Annotated in this window: 19 protein-coding genes; 6 read left to right on the plus strand and 13 right to left on the minus strand. The window is 73.0% G+C overall.

From position 1 onward, the window contains the following. Positions 1–14: 14 nt before the first annotated feature. Positions 15–500: a MarR family winged helix-turn-helix transcriptional regulator gene (locus ACSMHG_RS10205; RefSeq protein WP_435744422.1), complete on the minus strand. Its 486-nt coding sequence runs from the start codon at positions 498–500 to the stop codon at positions 15–17. A 63-nt stretch (positions 501–563) separates the two neighbouring features. On the opposite strand from ACSMHG_RS10205, the gene ACSMHG_RS10210 reads away from it, so the two are divergent. From ACSMHG_RS10210 to ACSMHG_RS10225, 4 genes are all read left to right on the plus strand, one after another. Then, entirely contained in the window at positions 564–1,340 is a 777-nt protein-coding gene (locus tag ACSMHG_RS10210) for a trans-aconitate 2-methyltransferase (protein ID WP_435744425.1), read from the plus strand. Next, on the plus strand, positions 1,337–1,708 hold the full coding sequence (locus ACSMHG_RS10215) for a VOC family protein (RefSeq protein ID WP_435744427.1): 372 nt from the start codon (positions 1,337–1,339) through the stop codon (positions 1,706–1,708). Before ACSMHG_RS10210 ends, ACSMHG_RS10215 begins: the two co-directional genes overlap by 4 nt. A gap of 213 nt (positions 1,709–1,921) precedes the next feature. Then, a complete protein-coding gene (locus tag ACSMHG_RS10220) occupies positions 1,922–2,185 on the plus strand; it encodes a metal-sensitive transcriptional regulator (RefSeq protein WP_435744429.1) in 264 nt (87 codons plus the stop codon). Positions 2,186–2,261: 76 nt separating this feature from the next. Beyond that, positions 2,262–2,765, plus strand: coding sequence for a hotdog fold domain-containing protein (locus ACSMHG_RS10225; RefSeq protein ID WP_435744431.1), 504 nt, complete (start codon positions 2,262–2,264; stop codon positions 2,763–2,765). Here the strand turns inward: ACSMHG_RS10225 and ACSMHG_RS10230 are convergent. The 6 genes from ACSMHG_RS10230 to ACSMHG_RS10255 all read right to left on the minus strand — a co-directional run bounded on the left by ACSMHG_RS10230 (position 2,731) and on the right by ACSMHG_RS10255 (position 8,985). Beyond that, complete coding sequence (locus ACSMHG_RS10230; RefSeq protein ID WP_435744433.1) at positions 2,731–4,266, minus strand: CehA/McbA family metallohydrolase; 1,536 nt, start codon at positions 4,264–4,266, stop codon at positions 2,731–2,733. The genes ACSMHG_RS10225 and ACSMHG_RS10230 overlap by 35 nt on opposite strands. A gap of 39 nt (positions 4,267–4,305) precedes the next feature. Beyond that, on the minus strand, positions 4,306–5,154 hold the full coding sequence (locus ACSMHG_RS10235; RefSeq protein ID WP_435744436.1) for an amino acid ABC transporter permease: 849 nt from the start codon (positions 5,152–5,154) through the stop codon (positions 4,306–4,308). Further along, positions 5,151–5,828 (minus strand): amino acid ABC transporter permease, encoded by a 678-nt coding sequence (locus tag ACSMHG_RS10240; protein WP_435744438.1) that lies wholly within the window; start codon positions 5,826–5,828, stop codon positions 5,151–5,153. Before ACSMHG_RS10240 ends, ACSMHG_RS10235 begins: the two co-directional genes overlap by 4 nt. A gap of 87 nt (positions 5,829–5,915) precedes the next feature. Next, positions 5,916–6,794, minus strand: coding sequence for a glutamate ABC transporter substrate-binding protein (locus ACSMHG_RS10245; protein ID WP_435744441.1), 879 nt, complete (start codon positions 6,792–6,794; stop codon positions 5,916–5,918). Between the two features lie 76 nt (positions 6,795–6,870). Further along, positions 6,871–7,590, minus strand: coding sequence for an amino acid ABC transporter ATP-binding protein (locus ACSMHG_RS10250; RefSeq protein ID WP_435744566.1), 720 nt, complete (start codon positions 7,588–7,590; stop codon positions 6,871–6,873). Between the two features lie 243 nt (positions 7,591–7,833). After that, complete coding sequence (locus tag ACSMHG_RS10255; protein WP_435744443.1) at positions 7,834–8,985, minus strand: Kelch repeat-containing protein; 1,152 nt, start codon at positions 8,983–8,985, stop codon at positions 7,834–7,836. Positions 8,986–9,120: 135 nt separating this feature from the next. On the opposite strand from ACSMHG_RS10255, the gene miaB reads away from it, so the two are divergent. Beyond that, a complete protein-coding gene (gene miaB, locus ACSMHG_RS10260) occupies positions 9,121–10,608 on the plus strand; it encodes a tRNA (N6-isopentenyl adenosine(37)-C2)-methylthiotransferase MiaB (protein ID WP_435744445.1) in 1,488 nt (495 codons plus the stop codon). Positions 10,609–10,612: 4 nt separating this feature from the next. Here the strand turns inward: miaB and ACSMHG_RS10265 are convergent, their stop codons facing one another. The 6 genes from ACSMHG_RS10265 to ACSMHG_RS10290 are packed head-to-tail and all read right to left on the minus strand — an operon-like array spanning position 10,613 to position 12,334. Further along, on the minus strand, positions 10,613–10,993 hold the full coding sequence (locus ACSMHG_RS10265; RefSeq protein ID WP_435744447.1) for a hypothetical protein: 381 nt from the start codon (positions 10,991–10,993) through the stop codon (positions 10,613–10,615). Further along, positions 10,990–11,289, minus strand: coding sequence for a hypothetical protein (locus ACSMHG_RS10270; protein ID WP_435744449.1), 300 nt, complete (start codon positions 11,287–11,289; stop codon positions 10,990–10,992). The genes ACSMHG_RS10265 and ACSMHG_RS10270 overlap by 4 nt, the downstream gene beginning before the upstream one ends. Next, positions 11,289–11,768: an NUDIX domain-containing protein gene (locus ACSMHG_RS10275; protein ID WP_435744451.1), complete on the minus strand. Its 480-nt coding sequence runs from the start codon at positions 11,766–11,768 to the stop codon at positions 11,289–11,291. The genes ACSMHG_RS10270 and ACSMHG_RS10275 overlap by 1 nt, the downstream gene beginning before the upstream one ends. 7 nt (positions 11,769–11,775) lie before the next feature. After that, the gene (locus ACSMHG_RS10280; protein ID WP_435744453.1) at positions 11,776–11,967 is read right to left on the minus strand and encodes a hypothetical protein; all 192 of its coding nucleotides are present in this window, start codon (positions 11,965–11,967) and stop codon (positions 11,776–11,778) included. Beyond that, on the minus strand, positions 11,964–12,167 hold the full coding sequence (locus tag ACSMHG_RS10285) for a hypothetical protein (protein ID WP_435744455.1): 204 nt from the start codon (positions 12,165–12,167) through the stop codon (positions 11,964–11,966). Before ACSMHG_RS10285 ends, ACSMHG_RS10280 begins: the two co-directional genes overlap by 4 nt. Next, positions 12,164–12,334: a hypothetical protein gene (locus tag ACSMHG_RS10290; RefSeq protein WP_435744458.1), complete on the minus strand. Its 171-nt coding sequence runs from the start codon at positions 12,332–12,334 to the stop codon at positions 12,164–12,166. The genes ACSMHG_RS10285 and ACSMHG_RS10290 overlap by 4 nt, the downstream gene beginning before the upstream one ends. A 47-nt stretch (positions 12,335–12,381) precedes the next feature. Between ACSMHG_RS10290 and miaA the strand changes: the two genes are divergently transcribed. Continuing rightward, on the plus strand, positions 12,382–13,344 hold the full coding sequence (gene miaA, locus ACSMHG_RS10295) for a tRNA (adenosine(37)-N6)-dimethylallyltransferase MiaA (RefSeq protein WP_435744460.1): 963 nt from the start codon (positions 12,382–12,384) through the stop codon (positions 13,342–13,344). The last annotated feature ends 90 nt before the right edge of the window (positions 13,345–13,434 follow it).

The raw sequence follows: 13,434 nt of genomic DNA on the forward strand, positions 1-13,434 counted from the left end.
TCGGAGCCGGGGCCTCAGGCGAACGGGGCGAGCAGCCGACGCAGCAGGCCGGCCAGCTGCTGCCGTTCGGCGTCCGGCAGGTCCGCCAGCAGCTCGTGCTCCGCGTCGAGCAGGGCGGTGAAGGCGCCGTCGACGGCGGCCTTCCCCTCGGCGGTGAGCCGCACGATGACGCCCCGGCGGTCGTCCGGGTCGGGGTAGCGCTCGACGAACCCGCGGGCCGCCAGCCGGTCGACCCGGTTGGTCATCGTCCCGCTGGTCACCAGCGTCTCGCGCAGCAGCCGGCCGGGGGAGAGCTCGTACGGCGAGCCGGCCCGGCGCAGGGCGGCGAGGACGTCGAACTCCCACGACTCGATGGCGTGCGCGGTGAAGGCGCGGCGCCGGGCGAGGTCGAGGTGGCGGGCCAGTCGGGAGATCCGGCTGAACACGGCGACCGGCTCGAGGTCCAGGTCGTCGCGCTCGCGCGCCCACGCCTCGACCAGCTCGTCGACCTCGTCCCGCATGCCCGCACTGTAGCGGACGTCGAGAATCTTGACGTCAAGATAAGTTGGGAGCACCATGGAGCCATGGCCGCGACGCACACCTGGGACCCGCAGCGCTACCTCCGCTACGCCGACGAGCGGGGCAGGCCCTTCGTCGAGCTGCTGTCCCGCGTGGGCGCCACGGCGCCGGAGACCGTGGTCGACCTCGGGTGCGGGCCGGGCAACCTGACGGCGCTGCTGGCCGACCGCTGGCCCGGCGCGCGGGTCGTCGGTCTCGACTCGAGCCCGGAGATGGTCGCCGCGGCGCGCGAGCGCGGGGACGGCGTCGCCTACGACGTGGCGGACCTGCGCGACTGGTCGCCCGCGGCGCCGGTCGACGTGCTCGTCTCGAACGCCACGCTGCAGTGGGTGCCCGGCCACCTCGACCTGCTCCCGCGGCTGGCGGCCTCCGTGGCGCCCGGCGGCTGGCTCGCGCTCCAGGTGCCCGGGAACTTCGAGGAGCCCAGCCACGTGATCCGCCGCGACCTCGCCGACGAGCCGCCGTACGCCGAGCACCTTGGTGACGTCGCCGTGCCCGCCGCGCACGACGCCGGGACGTACCTCGAGGCGCTGACGCGGCTGGGCTGTCGGGTCGACGCCTGGGAGACGACTTACCTCCACGTGCTCACGGGGCCCGACCCGGTCTTCGCGTGGGTGTCCGGCACCGGCGCCCGCCCGACGCTCCAGGCGCTGCCCGACGACCTGCGACCGGCCTTCGAGGAGGAGCTCCGGTCGCGGCTGCGTGCGGCGTACCCGGACCGAGGCGGCGGCGTGGTCCTGCCGTTCCGCCGGGTCTTCGTGGTCGCGCAGGTGGCGGCATGATCCGGCTTCACCACGTCCAGCTGGCCTGCCCCGCCGGTGGCGAGGAGGTCGCCCGTCGGTTCTGGCGCGACGGTCTCGGCATGACCGAGGTGCCCAAGCCGCCCGAGCTCGCCGGGCGTGGTGGTGCCTGGTTCCGGTCGGGGGAGGCGGAGATCCACGTCGGCGTCGAGGAGCCGTTCGTGCCGGCGCGCAAGGCGCACCCGGCGCTGGCCGTCGACGACGTCGCCACGCTCGAGACCCTGGGCGAACGGCTCACGGCCGCCGGCTTCGAGGTCGACTGGCGCGAGCGGCACACCTTCACGGGGCACCAGCGGTTCCACGCCTACGACGGGCACGGGAATCGGGTGGAACTCGTTACTGGTGCGTAACTTCGGCGGGGTGTCGGCCGTTGTCCACGGCGTCGACCGGCCGTGGGCGACCCCTCGGGAGAAGCGGGGGGAGCTCCACCCGAGGGGCCGTCCGCAGCCGGCCGACATACCTGACGGTCGATACCTTCGGGGGTATCGGACCGGCACGCAACACTAGCACCGCGAGCCCCACCGGGGTCGCGGTTCCCCGAAGAATCCCGGAGATCCCGAGAGATGCCACTCCAGTCGGTCGACAACTCGGCTGTCGTCAACCGTGTCAAGCGTGCCCACGGCCAGCTGGCCGGGGTGCTGCGGATGATCGAGGAGGGTCAGGAGGTGGACCTGGTCATCCCGCAGCTCAAGGCGGTCTCGCGCGCCCTCGACCGAGCGGCGTTCGCGATGATCACCGCCGACCTGCGCCGGCACCTCGCCGACGGCGGGTCGATCGACGAGGAGCGCCTGGCCGACCTGGAGAGGTTCGTGCTCGCCCTCGGCTGACCTGCTCCGTGCGGTGTCCGCAGGCCGGGGGCGGGCGTTGCTGGCGCTCGTGGTTACTCGGGAGTAACCTGACCCCATGAGCCAGGTCCTCTCCATGTGGCGCTCCGCCACCCAGCTGCCGGTCGTCGGCCCGGTGCTCGGCGCGCGGGTGTTCTCGCTGCTCTTCGCCCAGAAGGCGCCGTACTTCGCGACGATCCGGCCGCGGTTCACCGAGATCCGCCCGAACCGCGCCGAGCTGGTCATCCCGAAGCGCCGGGGCGTCCACAACCACCTCGGCACCGTCCACGCGATCGCCCTCTGCAACGGCCTCGAGGCCGCGATGGGCGCGCTCGCCGAGGCGACCATCCCCGCCGACAAGCGGTGGATCCCGAAGGGGATGGAGGTCGGCTACACCGCCAAGGCGACCAGCGACATCACCTGCGTCGCGGAGACCGACCCGGAGCAGTGGACCGACATCCCCGACGGCGGTGGTGACCTCCCGGTCCGCGTGCGCGGGGTCCGCGACGACGGCACCGTCGTCATCGAGGGCACGATCCGGCTCTGGGTCACCCCGCGGCCGGCGAAGGGCCCGAAGGGCTGATCCCCGGCGGACGACCCAGCCACACCGGGTTCGTCAGCGCGACCATCGCGAGCCCCGGCACGCCCCGGAGCGGGTCGAGCACGGGTTCGCCGTCGAGGCGGCGTACCTCCGCCCGCACGAACGGCGCCAGCGCCGGCGCGACCGTCGCGCTCAGCGTCGCCGCGCCCGACCCGTCGGCGACCGCACCCGCGAGCGGCCCGAGCGGCCCGACCAGCTGCGCCAGGCAACCAGGCACGCCGGTCACCTCGAGGCGTACGTCGACGGGCTCGGCCGGCCCGGCGCCGAGCGCGTCGCCGCAGCTCGCCGTCCGGTCGCCGGCCGTGGCGGTGAGCGCCAGGTCGACGTCGCTGGTCTCGGCCAGCCACGCCCGCCCGGCGCGGACCGCGGCGACGACCGCGCCGACCGAGAGCGTCTCCGCTCGTACGACCGTGTGCGGCGTCCCGACGGGTTGACCCTCGTGGTGGGTGTCGGAGGAGCCGACGGCCGGCAGCCACGTCCCCGATGCCGGTGCGGCCACCAGCTGCGCGTGCCAGGTGGCCAGCGTGGCCTCGTCGTCGAGGGTCCACGGTCCGTTCCAGACCTCGACCGCGTCGACCTCGTCGTACCCGTAGGACCAGGTGGAGCCCGACGTCGGAACGTGCGGGTGCGCGGCGATGGAGACGCCGCCGAGCCGGCGCACCCGGCCGGTGACCCGCGCGAGGCTGGCGTCGTCGCGGAAGCGCCAGTCGAGCCAGGCGCCCGCGGGTTGGCCGAAGGCCACGCAGTGGCCGGCGCGGGTGGTGACCTCCTCGCCGGGGATGACGAGGAAGTCGTCGGTGGCCTGCCGGCCCCAGGTGAGGTGGGCCGAGGAGGTGTTGTGCTCGGTGGAGGCGAGGAAGTCCAGCCCGGCGGCGCGGGCCGCGGCCAGCAGGCGCGCCTGCGTCCAGCGCCCGTCGGAGTGGACGGTGTGGGTGTGCAGGTCGCCGCGGTACCAGCCGGGCCCGGTCCCGCGGACGGCGCGCGGCGCCGGCCGGGGGCGGAAGCGCCGCCCGGGCGCGCCCCTCCGCAGCGTCACCGTCACGGTCCACTCCACGCCGGGCGGGACGACCGTGAACGGGCCGAGGACGACCCGCCACGTGCCCGGGTCGAGGTCACCCGCGAGGTAGCCCGGCGTCGCTCGGCTCCGGCTGATCCGGAACTGCTCGCGGGCACCGCCCGACCACCCGCGGAAGGAGCCGCCGGGGCCGAGGATGCCGAGGTCGATGATGTTGAACGAGAGGCCCACGCCTGTGTCGAGCTTCTCGTGGCTGAGCCGGACCTCGACCTCGCGGACGCCGCGGGGCATCCGGAACGGCAGGTAGTGCCAGTCCGGCGTGCCCACGCCGGTGAACCGGCCGGAGAAGGTCAGTGTCCGGCTCCCCGCCGCCTCCGCCGATCCGGTGGCGCCCACGACCACCGCCCCGGCCGGGCCGGCGGCGAGCAGGCTGCGGCGGGTCAGCGGGGGGAGGTGACGGTCGCACACGCTCCGGTCAACGAGTGGGGCGTGGGCGTGTCACGGGGTTCACGCGCCGGCAGCCTGTGGTGTCCCCTCGACGGCTGCACCACCGCTCGGCGACCGGTCCCGTCCGGACAGCCGCGCCTCGAGGATGACCGCCAGCTTGGAGAGGGCGTAGTTGATGACGATGAAGACGACGGCGAGGACGACGGCCACGGCGAATGGATTGAGGTACGCGGGCGAGATCCAGATCCGGGAGCCGACCTCGATGATCCCTGGGGCGCCGATGATGAACCCGAGAGCCGTGTCCTTGAGCGCCACGACGCACTGGCTGATGATCGCCGGCAGCATCGCGCGCACCGCCTGGGGCGCGAGGACGAGGCGGAGGGTCTGACGGCGCGTCATCCCCACCGCGTACGCCGCCTCGCTCTGCCCCTTCGGGACCGACTGCACCCCGGCCCGAAAGACCTCCGCCAGGACCGAGCCGTTGTAGAGCATCAGTGCGAGAACCAGCGCCCAGAACCGGCCGATCACGTCCGAGAAGCCGAAGAAGATCACCAGGATCAGCAGCAGCACGGGAACGGCGCGAAAGAACTCGACGACCAGCACGGCGGGCCATCGGAGGATGGGCGACTCGGAAAGCCGCATGCCCGCGAAGACAGCCCCGAAGGCGAGGGAGAGGGCGATCGCCGCGGCAGCGATCTTGAGGGTGTCGAGCAAGCCCTCCAGGAGAGCCTCGACGATGCGAGGCTCGCCGAGGAACTCCCACTGGTCGGGTGTGATCGCCTCGGCCTCCCACAACTTCCACGTCGCCCACGCCGCGATGGCGGCCACGATGATGAGGAAGAGCACGGTGAGCAGGCGGTGGCGCGCCCGCGCCTTCGGTCCCGGCAGGTCGAAGAGGACTGAGGTCATCGCGCTGCCGCCGTCCGTCGCTCGAAGGTCTTCGACGTCATCACGAGGACGGCGACGATGATGACGTATCCCAGCGCGATGCCGATGAAGCTCCACCAGAGGCTGCCGGGGAAGTCCCGGATCAGGTCGCTGAGCTGGTAGGTCGCCTCGGTGACGCCGAAGCCGGCGGCGACCGAGGTGTTCTTGGTGAGCGCGACATAGACGCTCGTCAGCGGCGGCACGACGTTGCGTAGCGCCTGTGGCATCACCACGTGGCGCAGCGAGCCGGTGAAGTCCAGCCCGATCGCGCGAGCGGCCTCGGCCTGGCCAGCGTCGACGGTGTTGACCCCCGAGCGCACCGCCTCGCAGACGAAGGCGGCCGTGTAGAGGCCGAGGGCGGTGACAGCGCGCCAGAAGAAGGTGTTCTGCCCGAGGTAGCTGGAGTCGACGAGTAGTCCGAGGTCGGGCAGGCCAACGGCGGCGAAGATGAACAGGACCACCAGGGGCGTGTTGCGGAAGAGATTCACGTAGACGGTGCCGACCGCGCGTAGCGTCGGGATGGGGGAGACCCGCATCGCGCCCAGCATCAACCCGACCAGGGTTGCCACGACCATCGAGTAGACCAGGATCTGCAGCGTCAGGCCGAAGGCCCCGACGATGCGGCTGAAGGCCTCGCTGATGTACTCACTCGTCATGGTCGTCCTGGGGGTCGTTGCGGTGGCTGGCGTCGGCTCCGCACGTCCCCGGCCGGCTCGTGACAGGCCAGGGACGTGCGGGCGAAATCAGCTTGCCTGGCAGCCCTCGTCGACCTGCGGGGGCTCGGGGGTCTCGACGCCGGACTCCCCGAGCGTCGCCTCGAAGGCCTCCGCCCAGCTGCCGTCGTCGTAGGACTCCTGGATGGCGTCGTTGAGGAACTCGCACATCTCGGTGTTGTCCTTGTTGAAGCCGATGCCGTAGCGCTCCTCGCTGAAAGGCTCGCCCACGACCTCGAGCTCGTCGGGCGCCTGCGCGGCATAGCCGAGGAGGATGGCGCCGTCCGTGGTGACGGCGTCGACGGAGCCGTTCTGCAGCTGGGTCACGCAGTCGGAGTAAGTGTCGAACGGCACCGGGTCGGCGCCGTACTCCTCGGTCACCGTCTTGATGGAGGTGGAGCCGGTGACCGAGCAGACCTTCACTCCGTCGAGGTCGTCGGGGCCAGTGATCTTCTCCTTGTCCTCCTCGCGCACCAGCAGCTGCTGACCGGTCACGTAGTACGGGCCGGCCTGACCCACGACGCCGCGCCGCTCGTCGGTGATGGAGTACGACGCGAGCACGAGGTCGACGGTGCCGTTCTGGAGGAAGGGCTCACGGTTGTCGGAGACAGTCTCCTCCCACGTGATGTCCTCGGGAGCGATGCCGAGCTGGGCGGCGACGATCTTGCCCATCTCGATGTCGAAGCCGCTGGGCTCGTCGGCCCCCGGCTCGAGGTAGCCGATGCCGGGCTGGTCGTACTTGACGCCGATGGTGATCTCGCCCGCCTCGGAGAGCTCGGCCATCCGGCTGCCGGCTTCGAACTCCGGGTTGTCCTCCACCGCCACGTCGACGCCTCCGTCGTCGCTTCCGCAGCCGGCCAGCGCGAGCACGAGGCCGCTGACAGCGGCCGCGGCCTTCATCCGGGTCATCCCCATGGTCACTCCTTCGATTCGTTTGTGCGTCGGTCTTCTCGAGGCGAGTGGTCGACCCCGGCTCGTGCCGGGCTCAGTGCTCCAGGATCTTGCCGAGGAAGTCCTGAGCACGCTCGGACTGCGGGTTGGTGAAGAACTCCTCGGGGGTGTTCTCCTCGACGATCGCGCCGTCGGCCATGAAGATCACCCGGTCGCCGGCCTTCCTGGCGAAGCCCATCTCGTGGGTGACGACGACCATGGTCATGCCGCCCTCGGCGAGGTCGACCATGACGTCGAGGACCTCCTTGATCATCTCGGGGTCCAGCGCCGAGGTCGGCTCGTCGAAGAGCATCACCTTCGGGTCCATCGCCAGCGCCCGGGCGATGGCGACGCGCTGCTGCTGGCCGCCGGAGAGCTGAGCGGGGTACTTCTGGGCCTGGTGCTCGATCCCCACCCGCTCCAGCAGCTCCATGCCGCGCTTGTCGGCGTCGGCCTTCTTCTGGCCACGGACCTTGATCGGCCCGAGGGTGACGTTCTCGAGGATCGTCTTGTGCGCGAAGAGGTTGAAGTTCTGGAAGACCATGCCGACCTCGGCCCGGAGCTTCGCCAGTGCCTTGCCCTCGGCCGGCAGGGGCTGACCGTCGAGGAGGATCTCGCCCTTGTCGATGGCCTCGAGCCGGTTGATCGTGCGGCACAGCGTCGACTTGCCCGAGCCGGACGGGCCGATCACCACCACCACCTCGCCGCGCTTGATGGTGAGGTCGATGTCCTTGAGGACGTGCAGGTCGCCGAACCACTTGTCCACGTGGTCCATCACGACCAGTGCGTCACCCCGGCCGGTGGGGGCCGGTCGGCTCTCCAGGCTCGTCATGGCCGATGACCCTAGCCACATCGGGCCCGAGGTGGCCATGCTCGCGTGCGCCGAGATCGCGACCGGAATCCGATCGTGACCTGGGGGCTTGCAGGAGTCTCCTGAGGAGTGTGGCGCCAGGTGCCGTTGGGAACCGGGCGAGCCGGCGATGTGCGGTGATCGGCCGCCCGCGGGGCTCACCCTCGGTCACGCCTCGGCGTGAAGCACCCACGCCCCGGTCGAGCGGACGCCGCCGGAGCCGCCCCAGTCGGTGCCGCCGAGCACGACCAGGTGCTCGCCGACCCAGGTCGCCGTGCCCGGCTCCGCTGGGCCGCCGGCGGGCTGCGGCAGCCGGGTCCAGGTGGAGGAACGGTCGTCGTAGAGCCAGCCCTCGGCGGCGAGGAGCGGGCCGCCCAGCGCCTCGACCGGCCAGCCGCCCGTGTGCTCCTCGGGGGCGTTCGGCAGTCGGCTCCACGTGCCGGCCGCCGGGTCGAGGGCGCCTCCGTAGGGGATGGTCCGGCCGAAGTTGTCGACCTCTCCGCCGTCGGCGCCACCGGGGGTCGGGTCGACCAGTCGCTCACCGGTCCACGACCAGCGCCAGCCCCCGAGCTGGTCGCTGGTCGGCAGCACGCGCCACTCCTCCTCGCCCGGGGGCAGGATCGCGGCGTGGACGAGCGCCGGGTCGGCAAGCCTCCCACCGGGGGCGATCGGCTTGGCGGTGAGGACCAGGCCGTGCGGCGTGGCGGTCAGGAAGCGGTCGTACGACGGCTCGAGCGGGTCGGCCGGCAGGGTGGACCACCGGCCGGTCGAGGTGTCCAGGACGTGGTCGGGGCCCACGCCGTTCTCGTCGCTCCAGGACGGCAGGACCAGCCGGTCGCCGTCGGCGAGGAGCCCACCGTCTCTCGCCTCCGGTGGGGTCCGGAGCCGTCGCCACGCGTCCTGCCGGCTGTCCCAGGCCACCAACCCGTCTCCGGTGAGGACGTACAGCTGCGTCCCGATGACCGCCGACGGCGCCCACAACGGCACGGACACGGGCGCGTCCGCGATCCGCCGCCAGGTGCCCGTCGAGGGGTTCCACGCGGCTCCGTCCCGACGTTCGCCGGGCTCGCCGTAGCGGCAGGCGGCGGTGGCTGGGCACGGCGGGCCGCCGTAGCCGCCGACGAAGACCGCCTCCCCGTCGACCATCGCCGCGACCGGCGCCTCCCTGGGCGAGAGCGGCGGCGCGGGCAGCGCGGTCCACCGCCCGGGACCGGCCCCGGAGGGATGGGCCGGGTCGGCCGACCCGGCAGGGCCGTCACCGACGGCACGGCCGCACCCCGCGAGCAGCGACGCGAGCAGCAGAGCCGTGACCAGACGCATGCCCGTACGACGCGACGAGGCCGGACAGCGTTCCGTCCGAGCCGCGGCCGGCGTCGCGACCGGGGGCAGGCGGGGTTGCCGTCACTCCTGCAGGATTCCGCCGGCCCCGCGCGCCCGCCGTACCCTGGACCGGTCATGCCTGCCACCACCGATGCCCCGCGCACCTACGAGGTCCGCACCTACGGGTGCCAGATGAACGTCCACGACTCCGAGCGGCTGACCGGCCTGCTGGAGGACGCGGGGTACGTCGCGCCGGCGGACGGCGAGCAGGCCGACGTGGTCGTGTTCAACACCTGCGCCGTGCGGGAGAACGCCGACAACAAGCTCTACGGCAACCTCGGCCACCTCGCTCCGGTGAAGGCCGCGCGGCCGGGCATGCAGATCGCCGTCGGCGGCTGCCTGGCCCAGAAGGATCGGTCCACCATCACCGAGAAGGCGCCGTGGGTCGACGTCGTCTTCGGCACCCACAACATCGGGTCGCTTCCGGTGCTCCTCGAGCGTGCTCGGGTGCAGGAGGAGGCGCAGGTCGAGATCCTCGAGAGCCTCGACGTGTTCCCGAGCACGCTGCCGACCAAGCGGGAGTCGGCGTACGCCGCGTGGGTCTCGATCTCGGTCGGGTGCAACAACACCTGCACGTTCTGCATCGTGCCCGCGCTGCGCGGCAAGGAGAAGGACCGCCGACCCGGTGACGTCCTCGCCGAGGTCCGGGCACTCGTCGCCGAAGGGGTCACCGAGGTGACCCTGCTCGGCCAGAACGTCAACGCCTACGGCGTGGAGTTCGGCGACCGGCAGGCCTTCTCCAAGCTGCTCCGCGCCTGCGGGAAGATCGAGGGCCTCGAGCGGGTGCGGTTCACCAGCCCGCACCCCGCGGAGTTCACCGACGACGTCATCGAGGCGATGGCCGAGACGCCGAACGTCATGCCCAGCCTGCACATGCCGCTGCAGTCCGGCTCCGACCGGGTGCTGCGCGCGATGCGCCGCTCCTACCGGTCCAGCAAGTACCTCGGCATCATCGAGCGGGTCCGCGCCGCGATCCCGGACGCCGCGATCACCACCGACATCATCGTCGGCTTCCCCGGCGAGACCGAGGAGGACTTCCTCGAGACGCTGCGCGTGGTCCGCGAGTCGCGGTTCTCGAGCGCCTTCACGTTCCAGTACTCCAAGCGCCCCGGCACCCCGGCCGCCGTCCTCGACGAGCAGGTCCCGCCGGAGGTGGTCAAGGACCGCTACGGCCGGCTGTCCGAGCTAGTCACCGAGATCGCCTGGGAGGAGAACAAGCGGATCGTCGGCCGGACCGTCGAGCTGATGGTCGCCGAGGGCGAGGGCCGCAAGGACGCCGCCACCCTCCGGCTGTCGGGACGCGCGCCGGACAACCGGCTGGTCCACTTCGCCGCGCCGCCCGCCGAGCTGGGCTCGCCCCGGCCCGGCGACATGGTCACCGTCGAGGTCACCTACGCCGCCCCGCACCACCTGGTCGCCGACCGCGTGCTGGCGGTACGGCGTACCCGCTCCGGCGACGCGTGGGAGGCCCGTACGGCGGCGCCCGCCACCGTCGGCGTCACCCTCGGCATGCCGAGCGTCGGCGTGCCGGCGCCGTTGCCGGACGCGCCCGCCTGCCGCTGAGGGCTCAGACGTCCGGCTTGGCCTGGAACCGCTTCTCCTTCGACCGCGGGTCGGCGCGGGGGTAGCCGGCCTTCGGGGCAAGGCCGGTCGGGTTCGCCTCCGGGGCGCCCTCGGACTGCTCCGGCGGCGGGTCGTCGGTGCGGGCCTCGCCGACCGCGGAGTTGTCGCGCATCCCGTCGGTGGCCGCCTGCCCGGGCCCGGCGTGGCCGACCCGCTCGGAGCTGACGCCCATGCCACCGGCCGCGCCCTGCGGCCCGGTGCTGTTGGGGTTCGAGGCGCGCAGGGGCTCGGCCAGGTCCTCGTCCACCGGCGGGTTCCCCGGCAGGTCGCTCGGGGTGTCGCTGGACGTGTCGCGGGGTGTGCGGCCCGCGTGCTGGTCGCTCATCCGGCCTTCCCCTCCTCGGCGCTGCCGGTGTCCTGGGCCCCGGCGTCCTCGCCGCTCGCGTCGGTGGCGTCGGTCGAGGTGTCCTCGCTGCCCGACATCTGCTCGCGCAGGTCGGCCGGCGTCTTGTCCTCGATGGCGGGGTTCTGGTCGGGGGTGAGGTCCGGGATGGCCCGGCCGCCGGGGTCCTCGATGGCGTCGGCGCCGCCCGGCTCGGGCTCGCCCGGTTCGATCTCCGGCTCGGGCTTCGGGGCGAGGTCGCCGCTGCCGGTGTCGGTCGTCCTGTCGTCCTCGGGCATCAACGGTCTCCTCGGAAGCCGAACGTGGTGTACGGCGTGGCGGTACCCGACCGCACGGCCCGCAACACCGCGAGCTCGTGCGGGACCACCGGGTCCGGGAGCGCCTCGAGCGGCCACCACCGCATGTCGGCACACTTCTCCGGCTCCACGATCCGCGGCTCCCCGAGCCAGGTGTAGGAGGTGAAGAAGAAGTCGATCCGCTCGTCGATCGGCTCGCCGCCGCCGGTGCGCTGCATCGCGGTCACCAGCTGCAGGTCGAGCCCCTCCACGCCGACCTCCTCGCGTGCCTCGCGCTCGGCTGCGTCGTACGCCGTCTCGCCGCGCTCGACGTGGCCGGCGGCCGCGGCGGCCCAGTGGCCGTCCATGTAGCCCGTGCCGCGGCGCAGCTGCAGCAGCACCTCCGGGCCGGCGAGGCCGTCGCGCAGCAGGAAGACGTAGGCGGCCGGCACCACCACGAACCGCCCCTCCGGGCCACTCACGGCACGCTCACTCAGGGCGGTCGCCGTGGCGGTGGTCGGCCTCCGAGCCGGCGACCGGCTCGCGGAGGTGCTCGGGGTCGACGTCACCCCGCGGCCGACGGTCGGCGCCCGTCTCGGCGGCCGGCTCGTCGTCGCGCAGCGGGTTCCCCGGCGGGGGGTTGCCGGGCGGGTTCCCGTGCTGGTCGCTGGGCTGGCTCACAGCTCGTCCTCCTCGTCGTCGACGAGCTCGTCCGCCGGCGTCACGGCGGGCTCGCCGGTCGCGCGCTCGTAGACGGTGCCGGTCTCGTCGGAGGCCGGCTCCTGCGGCGCGTAGCTCGTCGGGTCGGCCGCCTCGTCGGTCGGGGGCGGGTCGTCGGGCTGGTGCTCGTCGGGTGTGGGGTTCTCGGGAAGCTGGGTCACTGGCTCGGCTCCGGGAAGGACGTCTCGGCGTTGTGCTCCTGCTCGGCCTCGGCCGCGGCGCTCGGGATGGTGCCGTTCGTCAGGTCGCTGCGGTGCTCCTGGTCGGGCACGTCCTGGTCGACGTCGAGCGCCGGCTCGTTGCTGCGCTCGGGGATCGGCGCGGTCATGCTGGCCCCTTCCGGTCGGTGACGGGGTTCCTTGACACACTAGCCAGATGGGGCCGATCGCAATCTCCTCGATCCGGGGCTTGCCGATCGTCGCCGTGGTCGGTGCCACCGCGAGCGGCAAGACGGCTCTCTCCCTCGACCTCGCCGAGCGGCTCGGCGGTGAGGTGCTCAACACCGACGCCATGCAGCTCTACCGCGGCATGGACATCGGCACGGCGAAGCTCCCGCCGGCCGAGCGCCGCGGCATCCCGCACCACCTGCTCGACCGCCTGTCGGTCCGCGAGCCAGCGAGCGTGGCCGAGTTCCAGGGATGGGCCCGCTCGGTCGTCGCCGACCTGCGGGCGGCCGGCCGGGTGCCGGTGCTGGTCGGGGGGTCGGCCCTCTACACCCGCGCGGTGCTCGACCGGTTCGACTTCCCGGGCACCGACGAGGCCCTCCGCGCCCGCCTCGAGGCGGAGCTCGCCGAGGTCGGGCCCGCGGCCATGCACGCGCGGCTGCGTGCGGTCGATCCCGAGGCCGCCGACCGGATCCTCGTGGAGAACGGCCGTCGCACGGTCCGCGCGCTGGAGGTGGTGGAGCTGACCGGCCGGCCGTTCAGCGCCTCCCTGCCGCAGCTGGAGTACCTCGACGCGGGCACGGTGCAGGTCGGCGTCGACGTGGACCGGCCGACCCTGGACGCGCGCATCGAGCAGCGGGTCGACGCGATGTTCGCCGCGGGCCTGGTCGACGAGGTGGCGCGGCTGCTGGAGGAGGGCCTGGCCGAGGGGCGGACCGCGGGGCGGGCGATCGGCTACCGCGAGGTGGCGGCGCACCTCGCCGGGGAGATCAGCCTCGAGGAGGCGCGTGAGCGGACCGTGGTCGCGACCCGGCGGTTCGCCCGCCGACAGGACTCCTGGTTCCGCAAGGACCCTCGCGTGGTCTGGGTCCGTCACGACGACCCCGACCGGGTCGACCGGGCGCTGGCCGCCATCGCCGACGCAGCGACCCCGGGTGCGTCGCCGAAGTACTGAGCCAACGACGGGTCCGCGGCTCCGGCCACGCGTGGGTCCGGCCCCGCCACCTGCGTTGGTTCAGTACTTCGGCAGCCGACCGTCGTGAGA

The sequence above is a fragment of the Nocardioides ureilyticus genome (genome assembly GCF_051280745.1).
Classification (GTDB): domain Bacteria; phylum Actinomycetota; class Actinomycetes; order Propionibacteriales; family Nocardioidaceae; genus Nocardioides.

Excerpts from the sequence above, each read along its gene's own strand:
- ACSMHG_RS10205 (WP_435744422.1), bottom strand. The coding sequence starts at position 500 with ATGCGGGACGAGGTCGACGAGCTGGTCGAGGCGTGGGCGCGCGAGCGC.
- ACSMHG_RS10210 (WP_435744425.1), top strand. The coding sequence starts at position 564 with ATGGCCGCGACGCACACCTGGGACCCGCAGCGCTACCTCCGCTACGCC.
- ACSMHG_RS10215 (WP_435744427.1), top strand. The coding sequence starts at position 1,337 with ATGATCCGGCTTCACCACGTCCAGCTGGCCTGCCCCGCCGGTGGCGAG.
- ACSMHG_RS10220 (WP_435744429.1), top strand. The coding sequence starts at position 1,922 with ATGCCACTCCAGTCGGTCGACAACTCGGCTGTCGTCAACCGTGTCAAG.
- ACSMHG_RS10225 (WP_435744431.1), top strand. The coding sequence starts at position 2,262 with ATGAGCCAGGTCCTCTCCATGTGGCGCTCCGCCACCCAGCTGCCGGTC.
- ACSMHG_RS10235 (WP_435744436.1), bottom strand. The coding sequence starts at position 5,154 with ATGACCTCAGTCCTCTTCGACCTGCCGGGACCGAAGGCGCGGGCGCGC.
- ACSMHG_RS10240 (WP_435744438.1), bottom strand. The coding sequence starts at position 5,828 with ATGACGAGTGAGTACATCAGCGAGGCCTTCAGCCGCATCGTCGGGGCC.
- ACSMHG_RS10245 (WP_435744441.1), bottom strand. The coding sequence starts at position 6,794 with ATGACCCGGATGAAGGCCGCGGCCGCTGTCAGCGGCCTCGTGCTCGCG.
- ACSMHG_RS10250 (WP_435744566.1), bottom strand. The coding sequence starts at position 7,590 with ATGGACCACGTGGACAAGTGGTTCGGCGACCTGCACGTCCTCAAGGAC.
- ACSMHG_RS10255 (WP_435744443.1), bottom strand. The coding sequence starts at position 8,985 with ATGCGTCTGGTCACGGCTCTGCTGCTCGCGTCGCTGCTCGCGGGGTGC.
- miaB (WP_435744445.1), top strand. The coding sequence starts at position 9,121 with ATGCCTGCCACCACCGATGCCCCGCGCACCTACGAGGTCCGCACCTAC.
- ACSMHG_RS10265 (WP_435744447.1), bottom strand. The coding sequence starts at position 10,993 with ATGAGCGACCAGCACGCGGGCCGCACACCCCGCGACACGTCCAGCGAC.
- ACSMHG_RS10270 (WP_435744449.1), bottom strand. The coding sequence starts at position 11,289 with ATGCCCGAGGACGACAGGACGACCGACACCGGCAGCGGCGACCTCGCC.
- ACSMHG_RS10290 (WP_435744458.1), bottom strand. The coding sequence starts at position 12,334 with ATGACCGCGCCGATCCCCGAGCGCAGCAACGAGCCGGCGCTCGACGTC.
- miaA (WP_435744460.1), top strand. The coding sequence starts at position 12,382 with ATGGGGCCGATCGCAATCTCCTCGATCCGGGGCTTGCCGATCGTCGCC.